The sequence below is a fragment of the Acidovorax sp. 22279 genome, assembly GCF_052045435.1.
GTDB lineage: Bacteria > Pseudomonadota > Gammaproteobacteria > Burkholderiales > Burkholderiaceae_C > Acidovorax > Acidovorax delafieldii.
Genome location: NZ_JBQEOV010000003.1, coordinates 145,145 through 166,198, shown reverse-complemented (window position 1 = coordinate 166,198; position 21,054 = coordinate 145,145). Strand labels below are relative to the sequence as shown.

The 21,054-nt window shown below is 66.6% G+C and carries 19 protein-coding genes; 7 read left to right on the top strand and 12 right to left on the bottom strand.

Features of this window, described 5'->3' with window-relative positions:
- Nucleotides 1-3 precede the first annotated feature (3 nt).
- The 6 genes from ACTJKQ_RS05230 (at nt 4) to ACTJKQ_RS05205 (ending at nt 5,959) form a co-directional block, all read left to right on the top strand.
- The gene (locus ACTJKQ_RS05230; RefSeq protein ID WP_440596235.1) at nt 4-798 is read left to right on the top strand and encodes an ABC transporter permease; all 795 of its coding nucleotides are present in this window, start codon (nt 4-6) and stop codon (nt 796-798) included.
- Nucleotides 799-813: 15 nt separating this feature from the next.
- Entirely contained in the window at nt 814-1,110 is a 297-nt protein-coding gene (locus ACTJKQ_RS05225; protein ID WP_440596234.1) for a (2Fe-2S)-binding protein, read from the top strand.
- A complete protein-coding gene (locus ACTJKQ_RS05220; protein ID WP_440596233.1) occupies nt 1,107-2,507 on the top strand; it encodes an FAD-dependent oxidoreductase in 1,401 nt (466 codons plus the stop codon). The genes ACTJKQ_RS05225 and ACTJKQ_RS05220 overlap by 4 nt, the downstream gene beginning before the upstream one ends.
- On the top strand, nt 2,504-3,661 hold the full coding sequence (locus ACTJKQ_RS05215; RefSeq protein ID WP_440596232.1) for an NAD(P)/FAD-dependent oxidoreductase: 1,158 nt from the start codon (nt 2,504-2,506) through the stop codon (nt 3,659-3,661). The genes ACTJKQ_RS05220 and ACTJKQ_RS05215 overlap by 4 nt, the downstream gene beginning before the upstream one ends.
- Before the next feature lie 50 nt (nt 3,662-3,711).
- Entirely contained in the window at nt 3,712-4,782 is a 1,071-nt protein-coding gene (locus ACTJKQ_RS05210) for an ABC transporter substrate-binding protein (protein ID WP_440596231.1), read from the top strand.
- A 193-nt stretch (nt 4,783-4,975) separates the two neighbouring features.
- Entirely contained in the window at nt 4,976-5,959 is a 984-nt protein-coding gene (locus ACTJKQ_RS05205) for a c-type cytochrome (protein ID WP_440596230.1), read from the top strand.
- A gap of 134 nt (nt 5,960-6,093) precedes the next feature.
- Here ACTJKQ_RS05205 and ACTJKQ_RS05200 read toward each other — a convergent pair whose 3' ends face one another.
- The 9 genes from ACTJKQ_RS05200 to ACTJKQ_RS05160 form a co-directional block, all read right to left on the bottom strand.
- A complete protein-coding gene (locus ACTJKQ_RS05200; protein ID WP_440596229.1) occupies nt 6,094-6,783 on the bottom strand; it encodes a cupredoxin domain-containing protein in 690 nt (229 codons plus the stop codon).
- 79 nt (nt 6,784-6,862) lie between these two features.
- Entirely contained in the window at nt 6,863-7,339 is a 477-nt protein-coding gene (locus ACTJKQ_RS05195; RefSeq protein WP_288850892.1) for a group I truncated hemoglobin, read from the bottom strand.
- A 10-nt stretch (nt 7,340-7,349) separates the two neighbouring features.
- Nucleotides 7,350-8,282 (bottom strand): DUF3034 family protein, encoded by a 933-nt coding sequence (locus ACTJKQ_RS05190; RefSeq protein ID WP_440596228.1) that lies wholly within the window; start codon nt 8,280-8,282, stop codon nt 7,350-7,352.
- 146 nt (nt 8,283-8,428) lie between these two features.
- Nucleotides 8,429-9,748, bottom strand: coding sequence for a HupE/UreJ family protein (locus tag ACTJKQ_RS05185; protein WP_440596227.1), 1,320 nt, complete (start codon nt 9,746-9,748; stop codon nt 8,429-8,431).
- 8 nt (nt 9,749-9,756) lie between these two features.
- Nucleotides 9,757-10,899 (bottom strand): hypothetical protein, encoded by a 1,143-nt coding sequence (locus tag ACTJKQ_RS05180; RefSeq protein WP_440596226.1) that lies wholly within the window; start codon nt 10,897-10,899, stop codon nt 9,757-9,759.
- Between the two features lie 96 nt (nt 10,900-10,995).
- Nucleotides 10,996-11,247 (bottom strand): hypothetical protein, encoded by a 252-nt coding sequence (locus ACTJKQ_RS05175; RefSeq protein ID WP_440596225.1) that lies wholly within the window; start codon nt 11,245-11,247, stop codon nt 10,996-10,998.
- A 17-nt stretch (nt 11,248-11,264) separates the two neighbouring features.
- Nucleotides 11,265-12,818: a DUF4331 domain-containing protein gene (locus ACTJKQ_RS05170; protein WP_440596224.1), complete on the bottom strand. Its 1,554-nt coding sequence runs from the start codon at nt 12,816-12,818 to the stop codon at nt 11,265-11,267.
- Nucleotides 12,819-12,967: 149 nt separating this feature from the next.
- The gene (locus tag ACTJKQ_RS05165; protein ID WP_440596223.1) at nt 12,968-13,759 is read right to left on the bottom strand and encodes an anti-sigma factor; all 792 of its coding nucleotides are present in this window, start codon (nt 13,757-13,759) and stop codon (nt 12,968-12,970) included.
- 7 nt (nt 13,760-13,766) lie between these two features.
- On the bottom strand, nt 13,767-14,342 hold the full coding sequence (locus tag ACTJKQ_RS05160) for an RNA polymerase sigma factor (RefSeq protein WP_395455790.1): 576 nt from the start codon (nt 14,340-14,342) through the stop codon (nt 13,767-13,769).
- Nucleotides 14,343-14,587: 245 nt separating this feature from the next.
- Between ACTJKQ_RS05160 and ACTJKQ_RS05155 the strand changes: the two genes are divergently transcribed.
- On the top strand, nt 14,588-15,001 hold the full coding sequence (locus ACTJKQ_RS05155; protein ID WP_436078047.1) for a c-type cytochrome: 414 nt from the start codon (nt 14,588-14,590) through the stop codon (nt 14,999-15,001).
- A 15-nt stretch (nt 15,002-15,016) separates the two neighbouring features.
- Here the strand turns inward: ACTJKQ_RS05155 and ACTJKQ_RS05150 are convergent, their stop codons facing one another.
- The 3 genes from ACTJKQ_RS05150 to pbpC all read right to left on the bottom strand — a co-directional run bounded on the left by ACTJKQ_RS05150 (nt 15,017) and on the right by pbpC (nt 21,020).
- Nucleotides 15,017-16,183 (bottom strand): alpha-hydroxy acid oxidase, encoded by a 1,167-nt coding sequence (locus tag ACTJKQ_RS05150; RefSeq protein WP_108499988.1) that lies wholly within the window; start codon nt 16,181-16,183, stop codon nt 15,017-15,019.
- 142 nt (nt 16,184-16,325) lie between these two features.
- Nucleotides 16,326-18,614 carry a diguanylate cyclase domain-containing protein gene (locus tag ACTJKQ_RS05145; protein WP_440596222.1) on the bottom strand — a complete coding sequence of 763 codons (2,289 nt, stop codon included), beginning with the start codon at nt 18,612-18,614 and terminating at the stop codon, nt 16,326-16,328.
- 84 nt (nt 18,615-18,698) lie between these two features.
- A complete protein-coding gene (gene pbpC, locus ACTJKQ_RS05140; protein WP_440596338.1) occupies nt 18,699-21,020 on the bottom strand; it encodes a penicillin-binding protein 1C in 2,322 nt (773 codons plus the stop codon).
- Nucleotides 21,021-21,054 lie beyond the last annotated feature (34 nt).

The following is a 21,054-nucleotide window of genomic DNA, read 5'->3' as shown; positions in this document are numbered from 1 at the left end:
TCTATGCAGAAGAACGGACCTTTGGCCCTCGCATTCAACGCGCTGGTCATCACTTTCATGCTCGCCCCGCTGCTGGTGGTGTGCATCGTGGCGTTCACGCCGCACAACACGCTGACACTGCCCACCACCGAGTTCTCGCTGCGCTGGTTCAAGGCGGTGTTTGAACACCCGGACTTTGTGCAGTCGTTCTGGAACAGCCTGTGGCTGGCGCTGGCATCGGCCACGCTGGCCACGGTGCTGGCGGTGCCTGCAGGCATTGCCATCACGCGCTACGACTTTGCGGGGCGCGGCTTTTTGAACGGTCTGTTTCTGTCGCCACTGATCATTCCGCATCTGGTACTGGGCGTGGCCCTGCTGCGCCTGTTTGCACTGCTGGGCGGCACTGGCAGCTTTGGCTGGCTGGTGTTTGCGCATGCGCTCATCGTCACGCCCTACACGCTGCGGCTGGTGGTGGCGGCGTTGGTGGGGTTTGACCGCAGTGCCGAGCACGCGGCCCTGTCGCTGGGGGCGAGCCAAGCCACCGTGTTCATGCGCATCACGCTGCCGATGATCCTGCCCGGTGTGACGGGCGGGTGGATGCTGGCCTTCATCAACAGCTTTGACGAAGTGACCATGTCGATCTTTGTCACCTCGCCCAGCACGGTGACGCTGCCGGTGCGCATGTACATGTACGCCACCGAGTCGATTGACCCGCTGATGGCTGCGGTGTCGGCACTGATGGTGGCCCTGACGGCCTGCGCGATGGTGATTCTCGACCGAGTGTATGGACTCGATCGCGTTCTGGTCGGCCGGAAATAAATGAGCACCGCAACCATGAGTTACAGCCAACCTCTGCTCCACCGCGTGGCCGAAAAAGACCGCACACCAGTGCCCTTCGTGCTCGATGGCGAACCCGCCACTGCGCTCGAAGGCGACACGGTGCTCACGGCCATCCTCACGCACCGCGCCCAGTTGCGCCGCAACGAGTTCAGCCACGAGCCGCGCGCAGGCTTTTGCCTGATGGGTGCCTGCCAGGACTGCTGGGTGATGACCGCCACGGGTGAGCGGCTGCGGTCTTGCGCCACCTTCATCCAGGCAGGCATGCAGCTGACCACCGGAGCGCCCGCATGACCGCCTCCACCTTGCAACCCGTGATTGTGGGCGCAGGCCCTGCGGGCATTCGCGCCGCGCAAACCCTGGCGGCGCATGGCTTGCGGCCGGTGGTAATTGACGAGGCCGCGCGCGGCGGCGGGCAAATCTACCGCCGCCCGCCTGCCCACTTTGCTCGCAGCGCGCAGACGCTATACGGCACCGAGGCATCACGCGCCACGGCGCTGCACAGCACGCTGGATGGCCTGGCCGCCCACATCGACTACCAACCCAATAGCCTGGTGTGGAACGCCCAGGGCGGCCAGCTCGATGTGCTGCACAGCCCCACACAGACCACGCGCACGGTGCCCTACGGCCAGATCATCGTGGCCAGCGGCGCCACCGACCGCGTGCTGCCCGTGCCCGGCTGGGCGCTGCCCGGCGTGTACACGCTGGGTGGCGCTCAAGTGGCGCTGAAGTTCCAGGGCTGCACCATCGGCCGCCACGTGGTGCTGATGGGCACCGGACCGCTGCTGTATCTGGTGGCGTACCAATATGCCAAGGCGGGGGCAAAGGCTGGTGTGAAGGTCGCCGCGGTGCTGGATACCGCCCGATTTGCGGACCAACTGGCCGCCCTGCCCGGCATGCTGACGCAGCCCGCCGTGCTGGCCAAAGGGATGTACTACGTGGGCTGGCTGCGCGCGCACGGCGTGGCGGTGCACACCGGCGTGCGGCCTGTTCGCGTGGAGGGCGAAACACGGGTCAATGCCGTGGTGTGGACAGACGGCGAGAACGAGCACACCGTGCAGTGCGATGCCGTGGGCTTTGGCTACGCCCTACGGTCCGAAACCCAACTGGCAGACCTGCTGGGCTGCCGCTTTGCCTGGGCCCCGATGCACCGCGCCCACCTGCCCGAGCGCGACAGCGCAGGGCGCACCAGCGTGGCCGGCGTGTACCTGGCGGGCGATGGCGCGGGCATCATGGGCGCTGATGCGGCCGAATGGGCGGGCGAGCGCGCAGCGCTGGCGCTGCTGGCAGACCATGGCGTGAAAGTGGATACCGCACGCGCTGCAGAGCTGGAATGCAAGCTCGCGGACTTGATGCCCTTCCGCCAAGGGCTGGAGCGCGCCTTCCCCTTCCCCACCAACTGGGCGGCCCACACGCCCGACGCGCTGGTGGTGTGCCGCTGCGAGAACATCACAGCCGGTGAGCTGCGCGCCTGTGCGCGGGATGCGGGCGCAGACGAGATGAACCGTCTTAAAGCCCTGACCCGCGTGGGCATGGGCCGCTGCCAGGGCCGCATGTGCGGTGTGGCCGCTGCAGAAATCCTGGCCCACGCCACAGGCAAGCCGATTGACACGGTAGGACGGCTGCGCGGACAAGCGCCCATCAAGCCCATCCCCATCCACCTGCAAGCCCGGGCGGAGGCTGCCGAATGACCACACCCCGAACCATTGACACCGACGTTGCCATTGTGGGCGGCGGCATCATGGGTGCATCGGCCGCACTGGCACTGCGCCGCAAAGGTGTGGCGGTGGTGCTGCTGGAGCGTGACCTGTGCGGCTCGCGCTCCAGCGGCGTGAACTATGGCGGCGTGCGCCGCCAAGGCCGCCCTGTGAGCCAACTGCCCCTGGCGCAGCGCGCCCACCAGGTGTGGGCCAACCTGCCCGCGCTGATTGGCACCGATGGTGAATACCAGCGCAGCGGGCACTTCAAGATCGGGCGCAGCGAGGCGGACATGGCTTCGCTGGAAGCCTATGCCCACTTGAGCCGCGACTTCGACCTGGGCATCCAGCTCATCTCGGGCACCACGCTGCGCGAGCGCTGCCCCTGGCTGGGCGGGCGCGCCGTGGGTGGCTCGCTGTGCCCCGATGACGGCCAAGCCAACCCGCGCCTGGTGTCGCCCGCCTTTGCACTGGCTGCACGGCGTGCAGGTGCGCAGATTCTGGAACGCACACCGATGACCTCGGTGGAGCACGACGGGCAACGGTTTACCGTGCGCTCCGGCACCACCGTGGCGGTGCGTGCGCCCGTGCTCATCAACTGCGCTGGTGCCTGGGCCGGTGCGCTGGCCGCGCAGTTTGGCGAGGCCGTGCCCATTCACTCCGGCCATCCGGCCATGGCGGTGACCGAGCCCCTGCCCTTTTTCATGCACTGGAGCCTGGGTGTGGAAGGCGGCGGCATCTACTGCCGACAGGTGGCGCGCGGCAATCTGGTGCTGGGCGGCGGCGCAGGTGTGGCGCTGGATGCCGACCGCGCCCGCTCCGAGCGCAGCGCCATCGCGACCCTGGCAGTGCAGGCGGTAGAGCTGCTGCCCGCCCTCAAGAACGCGCACTTCATTCGCACCTGGAGCGGCACCGAAGGCTATCTGCCTGACCGCCAGCCGGTGCTGGGCAAGAGCCACACCACGCCCGGCCTGATCCATGGCTTTGGCTTTGCGGGTGCGGGCTTTCAGATTGGCCCCGGCGTGGGCGAGGTGCTGGCAGAGCTGGCACGCGATGGCCGCAGCACCACGCCGATTGATGCCTTTGCGATTGAGCGATTTCACCCAACGACGGTGGCTGACGTGGCCAGCACTGCCGCTGCCCACTGACCCCGTTTGCCACCGACAAAACTCCCCTCCCCACCAGAAAGGAAACCACCATGACCTTCTCCCCCCGCTTTTCCAGCCGCACCCGCCGCGCCCTTGTGACGGCCGCTGCACTGACCGCCGTGGCCGCCACAGGCACCGCCACCGCGCAGACCAAAACGCTGTACATCGGCATGAATGGCGGCACGATGGAGAAGGCGTACACGCAGTACGTGTTCCCGGCGTTCGAGAAGCTGCATGGCGTGAAGGTGGTGGTGGTGCCTGGCACGTCCTCGGACATCCTGGCCAAGGCCCAGGCCAACAAGGACAAGCCACAGATGCACGTGATGTTTCTGGACGACGGCATCATGGTGCGCGCCATGGGCATGGGCCTGTGCGAAAAGCAAAAGCCCAACCCGCACCTGAACGACATCTACCCCGCCGCGCGCTTCAAGGACGACCTGGCCAGCGGCGTGAGCCTGGGCATGACCGGCATCGCCTACAACACCAAGATGTTTGCCGAAAAGGGCTGGGCCGCGCCTACGTCGTGGATGGACTTTGCCGACCCCAAGTACAAGGGCAAGGTGGTGTTCCAGTCCATGCCGTCGTCGTCGTTCGGGCTGCACGGCTTTTTGATGTTCAACCGCATCCAGGGCGGCAACGACAAGAACGTGGAGCCTGGCTTCAACAACTGGGCCAAGACCATTGGCCCCAACGTGCTGGAGTACATCCCCAGCTCGGCCAAGATTTCGGAGATGGTGCAGACGGGCGAAGCGGCGATCTTCCCGCTCACACCCACCAGTGTGGCGGCCTTGAAGGCCAAGGGCATTCCGGTGGAATACGCACAGCCCAAGGAGGGCTCGGTAGTGCTGATGACCGGCCAATGCGTGATCGCCAAGAACAGCGAGCCCGAACTGGCGCAAAAGCTGGCCGAGTTTCTGCTGAGCCCGCTGGCACAGGCCAACGTGCTGCAGTTTGGCGCGCAGATTCCCACCAACCCCAAGGCGCCTGCCGTGGGTGAAGGTGCCGCCCAGGTCGCGCAGATCAGCCAGTGGATGAAAAACGCCGTGACGCTGGACTGGGACAGCGTGAACACCAACCGCCCTGCGTGGAACGCGCGCTGGAACAAGACCATCGAGCGCTGAGAGGATATGGAGCGCGTGTGAACAGGCTACACCTGCTCACACCGGCGGGCCGTTTGTGACAAATGTCACCGGCCCCGCCATACCCTGCGGTGGTGGGGTGCCACAAACCGCTTCTTCGACTTCAGAATCCGGCGCCTGGGCATGCTGATTCGTTCAGCCCGTACGCCACCATTCGAAGAAGAGGGATACCACCATGAAACGCTGGATCAAATGGACCGCAGGCAGCGCGCTGCTGCTGGGCGTGATCGTTGTCGCCACCGCCGCCAGCGGCCTGTACCTGGCCGAGCAAAAACGCAACCGCTACATCGACATCAAACCCCGCCCCGTGGCCTACACCACCGATGCGCAGACCATCGAACGTGGGCGCTATCTGTATGCATCGCGTGGCTGCACCGACTGCCATGGCGCACAAGGCACGGGCCGCGAGTTCGTCAACGATGGCAAGGGCACGCGCATCGTAGGGCCCAACATCACGCCGGCTGGCGTGGTGGCGCGCTACCAGCCCGAGGACTGGAACAGCGTGATCCGCCACGGCGTCAAGCCCAATGGCCGCCCGGTGCTGGTCATGCCCAGCGAGGACTACAACCGCTTCACCAACGAAGACCTGAACGCCCTGGTGTCGTATGTGCGCCAGTTTCCCCCCAAGGAGGGCACGCAGGCCGTGATCGATCTGCCGCACCCTGCCTGGGTGCTGTATGGGCTGGGAGCCATTCCCGACGCGGCCTCGCGCATTGACCACCAGCTGGCCCCCTCACGGCCGACGGCTGCCGGAGTGACGTTGGCCAACGGCCAGTACGTGGCCAACATGTGCATCGGCTGCCATGGTGCCGACCTGTCGGGCGGAAAAATCCCCGGCGGCCCGCCTGACTGGCCTGCGGCAGCAGACATCCGCCCTGGCACACACAGTGCCGGCAGCGCCCTGGCACGCTACCCCAACGCCGCAAGCTTTGTGGCCATGCTGCGCACGGGTAAGCGGCCTGACGGCACACCGATCCAGGTGATGCCATTCGAGTCGCTCGGGCAACTCAGCGACGTGGATGCGCAAGCGCTGTACCTGTACCTGAACGCACCCCCTGGCAGCGTGAAGCAGGACGTGGGCAGCGCAACGGCCGGCAGCCAAAAGAGCAGCGCCAACACCGTGCCCTCCGGGCCGGGCGGGCTCAAGCTGCCAGGTTGACCTGAGAGCCTGTGGACGACCCCGCAGGGGGACGCCCGCAGACACTCAGACGAAAGAGCGGGCGACGGACCACGCCCCCAAAAATCGCTGCCCTGCTGACCCGCCCCCTTTGGACCACCCGCTGTGGTGGCGGGTCAGCTGCCCGGGTGCTGATGTGCCTGGGGAGGCGAGACGGGCGCCTGGCTGTACGACCCCATGGGCCCACCGGGGCTGTTGGTAGGGCCGGCGGGCGCAGCCGGTGGTGCGCGGCGCACCCGTGGCACCACGCTGAGCTGCACGGTATCCAGCACCGGGCCGGGCACCACATTCAGCGCCTTGCGCGGCAGGTCCACCAGTTGCTCGGCGTGCCACACGCGCACCTGTGCGGCGCCATCCGGTACGCTGGCAAATCGGGCAATGCCATCGTTGTCGGTCTTGAGTGTCCAGGCCGAATCGGTCACAAACACGTGGCCGCGCATGGAACCGTGCAGGTGGCAGCCCAGCAGCACCACGCCAGGGGTGTCGAGTTTGACGTCCGCAAAGTTGGCGGGCTTGCCGTCGGCCTTGCCGGCCAGGCGCAGCTCAAAATTGGAACTAGGCGCAGCAGAGGTCGCCGCAGCGGCTACGCCTGTAGGGTTGCCGCGCACATGGTGATCCCAGCGGTCCTGGTTGGTGAAACGCACGGTGGTGCCGGGCATCACCACGGTGACGGCAGGCACAAAACGCATGCGCTCCTGCTCAATGGTGGGGCTGGGCTGCAGCAGGCTGGGGGCCGCGCCCGCAGTGGCACCGGGGTACACCACCACCACGGCGTCGGGCACGGGCTTGCCCTCGCGGTCCAGCACCTGAATTTGAACATTTCCGGCCCAAGCGCTAGTGAATATTGCGCTAGCAGCTATTAAAAATATAGCGTTTTTCATGGTCTTACCGCTTGGTGATCACATCACGGTGCATGGGCGCCAACAACGCCAGCAGGCGGTTTTGTTGAGCGAACGGTATGCCCTGGGCATCCATGGCGCTTTGCAGCACCTCTACCAGGGCGTTGAAGTGGCCCTTGTTGATGTCCATGTCGGCATGGGCCGATTTCATGTCAGCGCCTTCATATTTGCAAGGCCCCCCGCTCAACTGGCAAAACTGGTCGGTCAGGCTCTCCTTGAGGGCGGCTGGTTTGGTGTCCTTGAAGTGGCTGCCGATGCGTGGGTCCTTGACCACACGGTTCACAAAATCGTCTACCAGGCGGGTGATGCCGGGCTTTTCGCCCAGGGCCTGGTACAGGCCGGCAGGGGCCACAGGGGCAGCAGTGTTCGCCACCGGAGCCGCAGCGGTCTGCGCAAAGACCGGCGCAGCCAGCAAGCCGCCCAGGGAGACGGCCAGGGCGATGAGGGTTTTGGAGTGCGTCATGACAATGTCCTCAGAAGGCGACTTGGGCCGACAGGTAGTAGCCGGTCTGGCGGCGGTTGTTGGTGATGCCGGGCACGATGCGGCCCAGGTCCACATAGGCCAGCGTGAGCGACACGTTCTTGCTGGGCGCCCAGGCCACAAAGATGTCCTTCCAGTCGTCTTCGCGCAGGGCCGTGCCCAGGCCTGCCGCAGCGCCCATTGCCTGCAGGTTGTTGGGCTTGAAGCGGTATTCAGCGCCCACCGCCAGGTTCTTGTTGATCAGGTACGCCACCGAGAACTCGGGCTGCAGGCTGCGGCTGTTCTTGCCAGGCGCGACCGAGCCAAAGCCCAGCAGGCCGTTCTGGTTGGCGTTGGTGTAGCGCAGCGTGCCGTTGACCAGCACGCTTTGCGCCAGCAGCAGCTTGGTGGCGCTCACGTACACATCAGTGCCGCTGGTTTTGGTGCCCAGAAAGTCCAGCACTGACCTGATGGAGCCCGGGTGCACCTGCTTGTGCTCCAGCCCCACCGCAATCTGGGGCATCCAGCTGTCGCTGTTGAGCACCGCGTCGCCCGCCACTTTGAGCTTGATGCCGAGCACATCCATCTTGATGTGCTGGCCGGGTGTCACGCCAAACGGCGCAATGCCGTTGAGCGCGATCGCGGGCGAGGCATCAAAGTCCTGGCGCGCCAGCGACAGCTCCAGGCGGTCGTGCAGCCCCACGGCCACGCCATAGCCGTTCAGGCTGTAATCCTGGGTGGCCGCGCGGGTGGCATAGGCGCTGACACCCACCTCGCCCTCGGTGGCGTTGCTGCCAATCACTGCCCAGGGGGTCAGCCCGCCGCCCGCCGATCCGGCGATGGTGCTGACACCACCGGTGAGGAGCAGCTTGCCGGTGTCGGCCTGGGCCGCACTGCAGGCCAGTGCAACGCCAGCCAGCACGGCGATGGAAAGGGGACTCTTCATGGGGCGCTCCTCGTGTTTGTAAATAATTGCTACGACAGCGTCATTACGCACACGGGCGGCGTCCAGATGTGAATCCAGAGTACCGCAAAGGGTCTTTAGCGCCTGATCAGGGTCTGGCCCCCACGACGGACCGGGCACCGTTCTCGTCAGCCAGCGAAGGCAAGGCGCTCCACGGTCCAGTACAGCGACAGCACCAGCAACGCGACGGAGCCCCCACGCACCACCACCGAGCGGTACCACGCCCTGCGCGCCAATGCCACCGAGACCGCGCACCACAGGGCGACCACCATCAGTTGGCCCACTTCAACCCCCAGGTTGAACCCCGCCAGGGCCCACAACAGCGAAGCCCCCACCACGCTCGCTTCGACCAGCACCCCGGAAAAACCCAGCCCGTGCACCAGCCCAAAGCCCAGAGCAAGCCAGCTACTGCGCAGGCCTTGGACGGGAAACAGGTTCAGCAACGCCGAGATGCCGATGCTGATGGCAATGGCGGGCTCCACCCAGTTGCCCGACACGGTGACCCAGCCCAGGCCTGCCAGTGCCAGCGTGATGGAATGGCCCACGGTGAAACAGGTCACCGTGAGCAGGAGCGCCTTGATCCCGGCGAAGCGGTCCCTGGCGCCGGAGGCCGGGGTTTCAGCGATCGGCGTTGTGCCGGACTCCGTGTGCAATGGCAGATCGCGGTGGCGGGGCTGCGGCCGCGCCAGAGAGATGGGCAGCAACAGTGCCAGCAAAAAGGCCAGGTGGTCGTAGCCAGACAGGATGTGGTGCACCCCCTCGGTCACAAAGTGCAGCAGCGTGGCCAACCCGCCGCGTGGGGCGCCGGGCTCTGTTGCGTCCGCACCTTGAGCCCCTTCCGCACCGTCTGCCCCCGCTTGTCCTGCGCGGCTGCCCGCAGAGCGCAGGTCGGTGCCCGAGCGCCCGTCAGGGGCCAGCACGGCTGCCAGCGTCTGGCCGCTCAACGCGCCGCCCACCAGCAGGCGGTGTGTGGGGTCGATGCCCTGCATCAGGCCGTAGCGCAGGGTGACCGCCTGGGCTGGCGCACAGGGCAGCGTGGCAGCCAGTCGCGCGTAACGCCCATCGGTGCGCTGCTCCAACGCTTCAAAGCGCCAGGCAGGCACCGTCGCCGTTCCGTCGCACTGCCACAACATGCCCTGGCCCACCCACTGGACGATGGCGGGCATGGACTGTCGCACCTCGCCCCATGTGAGCTGGCGGTCGCCATCGGCATCGAGCTGCTCCAGCGCGGCATCCACATCCTTCAAGGCCACCGACAGCACAAGGCCTATCGATGCGCCCGCCCCTGCAGTGCCCAGGGATGCCGGCGCATCCGCCACCCGCAGATAGGCGTCGCTGGCCTTGTGGGCCCAGGCGCTGGGCGCCAGTGCTGCGGCAGTCAACGCGACAGCCACCATGGCCCGCAGGGAACGCCCGTGTGGGCGCAGGAGGCCCGTTATCCAGTGCATGCAGCGCATCATTGGGCTCCCCGGGTCTGCCAGCGCGCCAGACGCAGGTCTTGCAGCCCTGCTTGCTGCAGGGCCTGCCGCACGGCCTGGTGGGCAGCAGCGTCGCCCGACTGCTCAGAGGTCTGCAGTGCAAGCCACCAGTCGAGGGGCTCTTTTTGCAGGGCAAGGTTGGTGCGGGCCGCCTTCCATGCGGCGGCGGGTTGCCCCTGCAACCACAGCGCCAGCAAGGCACGCTCCCGGGCGTGGGCGTCCAGCCCCTCACCGCGCGCCGCGATGGCGGCAAAACGCGCTTCCAGGTCGCGCACCAGGGGCTGCCACGCGGCGTCCCCCATCAGCCGCAGGGCCTGCGCGCGCCGCAGCAGCACGGAGTCGCTGTCGGGCTGGTGCCGGAGCACCTCCAGCGCGGCGCTTGCACGATTGCGGCGCAACAGCTGGTCGGCATAGGCCAGCGCGGTGTAGCCGTCGGGGCCATCGGCCAGGCTGCGGCGGTAGGCCGCGTCGGCAGCGTCATCGCGCCCTGCGCGCTCTTCGCTCTCGGCCAGCAACGACCCGATCCAGGCCCGCTGGGCAGCATCCCCCGCAACCTGCTGCCGCAGGGCGGTGAAGCCATTGCGTGCGGCATCGTGCTGGCCTTGCAGTGAACGGGTTTCGAGCAGGCAGGCGGTGGCGTACAGCGCAGCACCATAGCGGGCTACGTTGCGGCAGGCGGCCTCGGCGGCCTCATAGCGCGCGGCCACACGCTCCAGCGTGGCCAGCGTGAGCCAGCCCTGCACCTGTGCGGGGTTGGTTTGCAAGGCGCGCTCCAGCGTGGCGCGCGCGGCTGAAAATTCATGGCGCCCTTGCTCTACGGTGGCCTGCAACACCAGCAGATCGGCCGGGGCGTCCGCCTGGCTCCACCAGCGTGCCAGGGCCGCCTGTGCCCGGCCCAGGTAACGCGGGTCCGCCGTCTCGCGTGACAGCGTGATCCAGCGCCGGGCCGTGGCGGCAGCAGCCTGGGGCGTGGCGGGGGCTGCGCTCACACGCTCGGGCAGACGCTCGACCACATCGGCATCGAGGCCGGGTGGCAAGTCCTGCGGCAAGGCCGCCAGGGCCGTACCCGCCCAGAACACCAGGCACAAGGCCACGCACAAACAGTGATGAGGTTTCTTCATGGGCTCGTGACAACAGCGGATATCGAAAGAGACACAATCACCCACGCACGCCCTGGCCACACCCCTTCGGGGCGCAGCCAAGACATCGCGCAAGGGTCAGAGCCGCGAATCGGGCTCTTCAGTCTCGGTACTGGACAGCACCAGCTGGTCCACCGCCTGAGGTTCGGTGGTGTCCGATGCGCCGCTGGCCACAATGGGCTGCACATACGCGAACGCGTTCACCATCACGGGGCCCCCATTGCCAGGGTCTGCCGTGTTGTCGCCGCTGCCGCCCCCGCCGCAACCGGTGATGGCCAATGCCGCCACCGAAGTAAGGGCCAGGTGCTGAATCCGAAGGTTCTTTTGCATGGTGTGGCTCCTTCGGATCAGAAGTTCTTGGCACCGGGGAGCGGCGGGTTCACATACGGAAACGCCGTACGGTAGTCCGTCGCCTTGGTGCGCGAGCCGTCCACAAACGCTACCCCTCCTGCCGGGGCATCACCCGGCTTGCAGCCAACCTTGAGCGTGTCCGTGGCACCCGTCACCGTACACAGCGCCCCCATGGCCACGCGCAGCGATACGTCCACCACGTCGTCGCCCAAGCGGCGGCCGTTCGGGAAGCCGGCCGCGTCCCCTGCCACCACCCCCAGCGAGTTCTGCGCAGCCGCAGCCGTGGCGGCAATGCCCGTGTTCAAGCGCAGCATTTCGGCCAGGGGGCCGCCGGCACCCAGGCCGGTGATGTTGCCGGGGCGATTGACGGTGGGCAGCCCCGTGAGGAAGGCCGTCATCAGGTCGGTACGCGGGAAATTCGTGGGGGCCTTTGCGCCAAACAGCGTCTCGACCAGCGCGGGCAGCGTGGGGTGCGTCACGTAGTCCGCAAAGTTGGCCGCATCATCCTTGGGCTTGGATGCGTTGAACTTGTCCTTGTCCTTGAGGCCAATCACCACCTCGTTGACCAGCGGCATGCCCAGGCGCGAGACCTGCGTCCATGCGCCACCGGCCTTCTCGCTGGTCTGCAGGCCCGAGTCTGGCTTGCCATTGAGCAAGCGGGCCTGGCGCAGGCTGGCAGTGGTCCAGCCGCCAATGACCTTCTCGCCCGATGCCGCCGTGAGGCAATTGGTGGGCACTTCCACCGCGAGCGACGTCACGTTCTTGTTGGCAATCTGGCCCGCGCCGAAGGCCGCAGCATTCGACTCGCTGGTGATGACGGCGGCAGGTGCATTCACCAGATCAAAGATGGTGCCCAACGACACCGGGAACGGGTCCTGCCGCTGGCCCACAAACACCTTGCCGGGGGTGGAGCAGCCGGGGATGTTGATGCCATACACATACTTACCGGCGTAGGCGTCGTAGGCGGCCGCATTGCCCAGCGATTTTTCACCGATGTAGTCGATGGGCTTGGTGAAGGTGGTGCCCCCACCGGCCGTGGTGATCTGCTCGCGCTTGCCGGTACGGCGGTCACCGCGCACGATGAACATCTCGTACTCTTCGCGGTAAGCCAGCGGGTCGCCCGCTGCGCCGCTGATGCCACCGGCGTTGCGCAGCGGAATGGCCACCTTCTTGCGGGCACCATCAGGACCGATATCGAGCGTGATGCCGTTGCCACCATTGTTCAGCGTGTTCTTGAAGCGGAACTGAAAGGTGATGTCCTCCGCTGCGTCGCCGTTGTTGTCGATGTGGATCTCGTACAGCGCATTCGAGTCCAGGCTGAAGTAGTTGGGGCCGCCATAGGCATCCTGCAGCGGCAGGTAGTTGGCGATCATGGTGACAAAACCCGCTCGACCCGGTTCGTAGCTGTTGAACAGGTAGAAGTCACTGCCGTCAACCTTGGGCTGGGTCGTGATGAACGGCGCCTCGCGGTGGCTGGACGCCAGACTGACGCCCGCTGCGCTGGCAGCCAGAACAGCCAGCACGGCCAGACTGATTTTTTTCAATGGCATGGGGATCTCCTCGTAGGTGGATGGTGGGGTGCCAAGCACCCCACCTTGAATACGACGAAGAGAAACCCGTGGATTCAACGGTGGCGACTATTCTTTTCTTTTGCCACCGGTTCTTCCAGACCTGTACGCTACTGCCTGAAACCCGGGTGTCAGGTGGCCTTGCGGATCAGAGCGCCCTTGAACAGCACCGGCCCTGTGGGGCCCGTGGCGCTGGGCACACCCCCCTTGGGCTCCAGACTGATGGCCAGGGTGGGGACTTCTTTCACATCGCCCTCCTGGGCCACCAGCTTGAGCAGCTTGTCCTGCCCCAGCACGCCCAATGAGCGCGGGCCGCCAGAGGGCGGCAGTGCCCACAGTTGCAAGGACTTGTCCGCCCCCTCCTGGAAACCGCCCACGCGCTGCAGCACGAGCTGGTTGTTCTTGGGGTCGAACGTCACCAGCATCGACGCGTCGGCCTTGTCATCGGCCAACACCGCCACGTACTGGATCTGGGGTGTGGCTTGCAGTTGTTGCTGCAGTGCGGCGATCTGCGCGCCCGTGGTGGCACGCAGGCCTCCATTGACCTGCACGCCCACCACCACAGCCGCCAGCGTGGCGATGGCGCCCGCAGCTGCCGCACCGCGCCACACCAGCAGGTTGCGCCACCAGCCACCTGGGGCCTCTGCGGCCTGGTGCACACGGGCAGCTTGCATGGCGGACGCAGCCCGGTCGGCCTGCACCAGGTTGTCGATGCGCGTCCACACGGCGGGCGCGGGGTGGATGGCGGGCTGCAACTCGGTCAGGCCGGACCAGCGGGTCTGCCAGACCAGCGCTGCAGCGCGCACGGTGGCGTGTTCGCGGGCCAGGCTTTCAAATCGGCGGCGGGCGCCGCCACGCAGTGTGCCCAGGGCGTAGCTGGCAGCCAGGCGTTCGAGCAGTTCGGGGTGTTGGGTAATGTTCATGGCAACCTCACGCAAAACGCGCCATGCAGGTGCGCAGCTGTTCCAGGCCCCGACGGATCCAGGTCTTGACGGTACCCAGCGGCAGCTTGAGTTGCTCGGCCAGCTCCCCGTGGCTCTGGTCGCGCAGGTAGGCCAGGCTCACCACTTCGCGCTGCTTGTGATCGAGCTTTCCCAGACAGTGGTGCAGCGCAAAGGCCTGCTCGCTGGCATCGGCGGCGTCCATGGGGTTGGGCATGTCGCCCTCCAGCGTCTGCGCCATCTCGTCATCCAGCTCGTTCATCAGATCGGACCGGTCTGTGGTGCGCTTGCGCAGGGCATCCAGCGCCCGGCTGCGCACGATCAAACCCATCCACGCCATGGGCGGACTCAGCGATGCGCGGTAGTTGCCCGCGCCGCGCCAGATGGTCAAAAACGCCTCCTGCAGCACATCCTCCGCCGCATCGCGGTTGCGGACGATGCGCAGGGCCAGGCCAAAAAGCTGCGACGAGGTGCGCTCGTACAGCTTTTTCAGCGCGGAGTCGTCCTGCGCGGCAATGCGGTCTAGGAGGTCCATCAGTTCACTGTCTGGGTGGAGGGTGCTCATGCGCCCATTGTCTTGGATTGATCGGGTTGGCAGGCCTTGCGGGGCTTTGCTGTAGGTGAATACGCCACAGCAGGCACTTTGGATGTCGCCGGGCACAAAAACAGTGCCCTGGCTCGGCAAATTGGTGTAGTCGGGGTATCGGGCACCCCACCGCGACGGGCATGAATCCAGGCGACGGGATCGTCCGTACTGCAAGAGTCACCTCTGCCCACAACGCTCGCGCTTTCCACCCCATGCTGCCCGCCATGCCTCTGCCTCGCCCACTGTTCCCTGTTCATTGGGTTGCCGTTGCGGCCACCTTGCTGTGGGGGGCCCACAGCCCCGCTGCGGCCCAGTCGGTGGAGCGTGGCGCTGCGCTGTACGCGGCGCATTGCAGCAGCTGCCACAGCCCGGACCAGCATGGCGACGGCCCGGCGCACCGGGGCGTGGTGGGGCGCCGCGCGGGCGCGCTAAAGGATTTTGACTACTCGCCCGCGCTGCGCGCAAGCAAGCTGCTGTGGACGCGTGCCACTCTCAAGGCCTGGCTGACCGACCCCGAGGCGCTGATCCCCGGCCAGGGCATGGACTACCAGCTCGACGATGCGCAGGGCCGCGAGGACGTGGTGGCCTACCTGGCCACGCTCAAGCGCCTGCCGGCGCCGACGACGGCCGCGCGGTAGAGGGCTTTCAGCCGCTCAGGCCGTGGGAAAGGTACCCGGCAGCAGGATCGACGAATCGACGTTGTTGATGTTGGTATGGCCACAGAACGCCATGGTGATGTCCAGCTCTTTCTGGATGATCTGCAGCGCACGCGTAACGCCCGCCTCGCCGTAGGCCCCCAGGCCGTACAAGAAGCTGCGGCCAATCAGCGTGCCCTGCGCGCCCAAAGCGCGGGCCTTGAGCACATCCTGCCCGCTGCGGATGCCGCCGTCCATCCACACCTCGATGTTCTTGCCCGCTGCCGCGGCAATGCCTGGCAGTGCGGCAATGGAGGATGGCGCGCCATCGAGCTGGCGCCCGCCGTGGTTGCTGACGATCAGTGCGTCGGCACCGCTGTTGACGGCCAGGCGCGCATCTTCGGCGTCCATGATGCCTTTGAGGATCAGCTTGCCGCCCCAGCGCTTCTTGATCCACTCCACATCGCCCCAGTTGAGCTGCGGGTCGAACTGCTCGGCCGTCCACGACGACAGCGACGACAGGTCGCCCACACCCTTGGCGTGGCCCACGATGTTGCCGAAGCTGCGGCGTTTTGTGCCCAGCATGCCCATGCACCAGCGCGGCTTGGTGGCCAGGTTGATGAGGTTGGCGATGGTGGGCTTGGGCGGGGCCGAGAGGCCGTTCTTGATGTCCTTGTGGCGCTGGCCCAGGATCTGCAGATCGAGCGTGAGCTGCAGCGCCGAGCAGTTGGCCGCCTTGGCGCGGTCGATCAGGCGTTCGATGAAGTCGCGGTCCCGCATCACATACACCTGGAACCAGAACGGGTGGCGGCCCGTGTGTTCGGCCACGTCTTCGATGGAGCAGATGCTCATGGTCGAGAGGGTGAACGGGATGCCAAACGCCTTGGCCGCCTTGGCCCCCAGGATCTCGCCATCGGCATGCTGCATGCCGGTGAGGCCAGTGGGCGCTATGGCCACGGGCATGGCCACGTCCTGCCCCACCATGGTGGTGCGGGTCGTGCGGCCTTCCATGTTCACGGCCACGCGCTGGCGCAGCTTGATGCGCTGGAAGTCGCTCTCGTTGGCGCGGTAGGTGCCCTCGGTGTACGAGCCCGAATCGGCGTAGTCATAGAACATGCGCGGCACGCGGCGCTGGGCAATGACACGCAGGTCTTCGATGCAGGTGATTTTGGACAGATTGGGCACGCAGGCTCTCCAGGATGGGGAATGCGCCAAATGGTAGGCGGTGACGCAGGGGCCAGCCATCAAAATTTTTTCGACGGCTTGCAACAAATTTCCAGCGACGGACAGCGCCATGCCGCCCGGACGCCCGACTTCAGCAGGTGGACTACTGGGCCGCGGCCACTTGAGATGGCTCGGGCAACACCACCTCGGGATCGGCATCAGGGCCCTGGTACAGCATGAAGCGCATGCGCCCGCCGCGTTTGGCCGCATACATGGCGCCGTCAGCATGGCGCGACAGCTCATCGAACGTGCTGCCGTGCTGCGGGAACAGCGCAATGCCACCGCTCACACCCACCCGCACCGGCTGCCCAGCGAGGGCAAACGCCGCGTCACAGGCCGCCAGGATCTTGCGCGCCACCAGGCAGGCGTGCTCCACCCCATCCAACCCCGGCAGCAGCACCACAAACTCATCGCCCCCCTGCCGGCACACCGTGTCGGACGCACGCACCGCTGCCTGCAGGCGCTGGGCAAACTGCACCAGCAGGACATCGCCCACATCGTGGCCCAGGCGGTCGTTGACCTCCTTGAAGCCATCAAGGTCCAGGTACATCACCGCCAGCGACTTGCCTTCGCGCCGCGCCTGCGCCATGGCCAGCTGTGCTCGGTCCTGCAGCAGCACGCGGTTGGGCAGGTCGGTCAGTGCGTCGTACTGGGCCAGGTGGGCCATGCGCTCGGCCATGGCCACGGCCTCGGTCACGTCGCGCAGCACGGCCACTGCGCCGGTCACGGCACCATGGCGGTCCGCAATGGGGCTGGCCGTCTCCTCCACCTGGAAGCGCTGGCCGCTGGTGCGGTGCACCAGCACGCCCCGTACGGGTTCTGTGGCCGCGCCATGCTGAATCGCAGTGCGCAGCGTGTTGGGCAAGGGCTCGTCGTTGTCGGGGCTGCGCAGGCTGACCACCTCGTCCACGTTGTGTCCGGCCGCATCAAACGCCTGCCAGCCCGTGAGGCGTTCGGCCACGGGGTTGAGGTAGGTCACCAAGCCCCTGGCGTCCGAGCAGACCACGGCATCGCCGATGGATTGCAGGGTGAGGCGCACGCGCTCTTTCTCGTCGAACAGCTCGTTCTCCATGCGCTTGCGCTCGGTGATGTCCGTCACTTGCACAAAAAGCCCGGTGACCACGCCGCGCTCATCGGTATCGGGTAGATAGGACACGATGCAGTGGCGCGGCAGGCCGTCTTGGTCCTCGTCCGTGCGCTCAAAGCGCAGTGGCTTGCCTGCCAACGCCAAGTCGTAATTGGGCTTGCTGGCCGCGTACCGGGCCTCGCTGAGCAACTCGCTGATGTGGCGGCCACGCACCGGTGCCGGGTAGGTACCAAACTCCTCGAGCGCTGCGCGGTTGGCAAAGCGGTTGTGCATACCGGCATCCCAGTAGGCAATCATCGAGGGCACATTGTCGAGGGTGGTGCGCAGGTCGTGCTCGGCCTCGGTCAGGCGCGCCGACACCTGCTGGCGCAACACCAGCTCCCGCACAAAAAGCAGGGCCAGCCCCAGGCAGCCCAACATCAGCAGCACGGCAAAGCCGCCCAGCACCCAGGCGCTGCTCCGCCACTTGGCCAGGATGGTGTCGGTGGACTGGGCGACGTTCAGGATCAGCGGATAGTTGCCCACGGGCCGGAAGGAATACAGGCGCTCAATCCCGTCAAGCGCCGCTACACCGACGAACGATCCCGCGCCCTCGGTCTGGAAGCGCACCAGGTTCGGAGAGCCCGCGATGGATTTGCCAACATCGGCGTCTCCGTAGGGAAAGCGCGATATCACCACCCCGTCCTGCCGGAAGAGGTTGATACCGCTGTTGTTTCCGAGATCCAAAGACCCATACAGCTCTTTGAAATAACTCAGGCGAATGGCTCCCACCACCACCCCGGCAAAGCTGCCATCGGGGTGGTAGTAAGCACGAGAGATCGGCAGGATGTTGAGGCCCGTCACCCGCGAAGGTACGGGCTTGCCAAAGAACAGCCCTTGCTTTCCCTGGTCACGAAACGCTTGAAAGTAGTCGCGGTCGGCCAAATTGACCCGACGAGGAACGAGCGAGCCCGAGTCCAGAACGACATTGCCCTCAGCATCCAGGACGAGCACGTCGCCCGCCCCCCCCGCACGCAGCGAGTTGTCGAACACCACCCGTGAACGGAGGTCGGGTGGCAGCGCCCACACCTCGGGTCGCGCGACCTCACGGGCCACGCCCTCCAGGGATTTGTCGAAAGAGTCCAGCGCCCAGGCCAGCCCCTGGTCCAAGGTGCGGACCAGGTTGGAATTGGTCTGGACCGCATAGCTCCACTCGTCATTGCGAATGGTCCAGATGGTGCGGGCGAACAACGCACCAATACCCAGAGCCACCAGCAAAGCCAGCCAGATCAGGCGGTGAGAGAAAAACTGGCGAAGCGAGGGCATAGAGATAGTCTGTAACCATTTTAAACAGTCGCCTTAACCGGGACTTAGCCCGAATTCACACCGTATTCCTCGGATTTGTCAGCGTCAATGCGCACCTGCCCGGGGGGGCGCTGCCGCCACACCGGCACCACGCACCTCCAGCCGGACCTCGTCCAGCACCTTGCCCTGGGCATCGGTGATCTGCACGACATGCCGCCCGGGCCACGGCATCCAGGCCACCCGAGGCCCCCGGCCCAGGGTTTTGCCGTCCAGCCGCCACTGCACTGCATCGCCCGTGGCGGTGAACTGCAGGCGCTGGCGCATCGGCGGGATGTCCGGGTCCAGCGCGATCACCGTGCCGGACGCCGGGGCGGTGATGCGGGCAGAGGCACCTGCAGGAGGCGTCATAGGGATCGAGGCAGCGTTTTTGGAGACTTTTTGGCCAGATGCGCTAGTGGAATATGGCTCGGAAGCTATTGAATCAATAGCAAACAAAGACTGCTGCGTGCCAGGCACAAACCATTCGTCGCGCGCAGCCTCCAGCGGCTGGGGGATGCCTGCAGAGGGCGGCTGGCCCGGACCAAACCGCACAGCCGCCCTGACCAGGCCTCCAGGAGCCTTGGGGGCCCGGCTGGGCTCGCGGGCGTGCAGAAAGCCCATCACCGCTGCCCAGATGGGCGCTGCACCACTGGTGCCGCTGACCTCGTGCATGGCCGCGCCACTGGCATTGCCCACCCACACACCCACCGTGTAGCGCTCGGACCAGCCCACCGCCCAGTTGTCGCGCATGTCCTTGCTGGTGCCGGTTTTCACGGCCGTCCAGAAGCGGGTGGCCAACACGCTGTCGGTGCCGAAGGTGCGGGCGCGTGCATTGCCGTCGGACAGGATGTCACCCACGATGAAGGCGGCGCGTGGGTCGGTGGCTGGCGTAAAGCGGGGCTTGGCATCGGCCGGGGCTACGCTGCCCTGTCGCCCGCCGTTGGCGAGCGTGACTGCAACAGGACTGGCACGCCCGCCGTTGGCGAGCGTGCGATAGGCATTGGTCAGGTGCAGCAGCGGTACCTCGGGGCTACCCAGTGCCAGGCTGTAGCCAAAGTAGTCGCCACTTTCGCGCAGCGGCAATCCCATGGCCCCGAGCTGCCGGTGGAACGCGTCGGGCGTGACCATGACCAGCGTGCGCACGGCGGGCACGTTGAGCGACGCCGCCAGTGCCGTGCGCACCGACACCCAGCCCTTGAACTGGCGGTCGTAGTTTTGCGGAATGTAGAGCCCGCCCGCCGTGGTGATCTGCGCGGGCGAGTCCTCCACCAGCGAGGCCGCCGTGAGCCGCCGCTCTGCAATCGCCTGGGCGTACAAGAACGGCTTGAGCGTGGAGCCCGGCTGGCGCAGCGCCAGCACCCCATCGACCTCGCTGGCCTGGCTGAGCTGGCCGGATGACCCCACCCAGGCCAGCACCGCGCCCGTGGCGTTGTCCAGCACCAGCACCGCGCCGTCTTCCACATGGCGCCCGCGCAACTCGCGCAGGTGCTGCTGCAGGCTCTGCATCGCAAAACGCTGCAACGGCGCGCGCAGGGTGGTGGCCACCCGCTCGGGCACAGCGCTGTCCTTGTCCCGCTGGCGCAGCAGGTAGCGTGCAAAGTGCGGCGCCACACCCTCGCTGGCATCAAAAGCGCGGCGTTGTAATGCGGCCGTGGTGAACAGGTCCAGCGCATCGCAGTCCAGGCGCACCGCCGGTGCAGCGGGCGAGGCGGGGGTGGAAGGGCGATGCTGCATGTCGCGCAGCACGCCGCAGGCACGCTGAGCCACCAGCGCAGGCCGTGCGTTGGGCGCGCGCACCAGGGCCGCTGCCACCGCGGCTTCGCGGTCGTCCAGGCCGTGGGCCGCCTTATCAAACAAGGTGCGGCTCAATGCATCGATGCCCACCAGCTCGCTACGAAACGGCACCAGGTTGAGGTACGCCTCCAGGATCTGGTCCTTGCGCCAGCGCCGGTCCAGCACCTGGGCCGCCACGGTCTGACCGACCTTCTGCACCACCGTGCGCCCTCCGGGGCCCTGGCGCCAGTCCCCGTCCAGCAGACCCGCGAGCTGCATGGTGATGGTGCTGGCCCCGCGTGTACGCTGGTTCCACAGGTTGCCCCAGGCGGCGGCCGAGGCCGCACGCCAGTCCACGCCGCTGTGTTCAAAAAACCGCTTGTCTTCGCTGAGCACGAGCGCCTGGCGCAGCGCGGGCGACACATCGGCCAGTGGCACCCACTGGCCACGCCGCACGGTGGCGTCGGTGCGCAAGCGCTGCAGCACCTCGCCTTCGCGCGAGAGGATCAGGGTGTCCGAGGGCTTGAAGTCCGCGCGCACCTCGTCAAACGTGGGAATGGCCCAGGCGCCCGAGGCGCAGGCCGCCAGCACCAGAGCGGTGGCCTGGGTGCGCATGCGCAAGGTGACGAAGGAAGCGAAGGGAAGGAAC